The organism is Microbispora sp. CL1-1, from assembly GCF_012034195.1.
GTDB lineage: Bacteria > Actinomycetota > Actinomycetes > Streptosporangiales > Streptosporangiaceae > Microbispora.
In genome coordinates this window covers 1-582 of sequence record NZ_JAATEK010000179.1, presented here as the reverse complement: position 1 = coordinate 582, position 582 = coordinate 1, and the positions used below count along the sequence as shown (strand labels likewise).

1 pseudogene is annotated in these 582 nt (G+C 66.0%); it reads left to right on the top strand.

Annotated elements, in window-relative coordinates:
- Positions 1-582 (top strand): annotated as a pseudogene (locus HCK04_RS40510) (DNA-directed RNA polymerase subunit beta); the annotation flags it as partial.

Here is a 582-nt window from a genome sequence, read left to right as displayed (position 1 = left end):
CGACCAGATTCTGGAGCGTTTCGGTCAGTACGAGTCGATGCGGGCGACCCTGGAGAAGGACCACACCTCCGGCCAGGACGACGCGCTGCTCGACATCTACCGCAAGCTGCGTCCGGGCGAGCCCCCGACCAGGGAGTCGGCGCAGGCGCTGCTGGAGAACCTGTACTTCAACCCGAAGCGCTACGACCTCGCCAAGGTCGGCCGTTACAAGATCAACAAGAAGCTGGGCGTCCAGGCCGACATCACCCAGGGCACGCTGACCGACGAGGACATCGTCGCCACCATCGAATACCTCGTACGCCTGCACGCGGGCGAGGAGTCGATGCCGGTCGCCGGCGGCGAGGTCTCCGTGGAGACCGACGACATCGACCACTTCGGCAACCGTCGTCTGCGCACGGTGGGCGAGCTCATCCAGAACCAGGTCCGCCTGGGCCTGGCCCGCATGGAGCGCGTCGTCCGCGAGCGCATGACCACGCAGGACGTCGAGGCGATCACGCCGCAGACCCTGATCAACATCCGCCCGGTCGTGGCGTCGATCAAGGAGTTCTTCGGCACCTCGCAGCTGTCGCAGTTCATGGACCA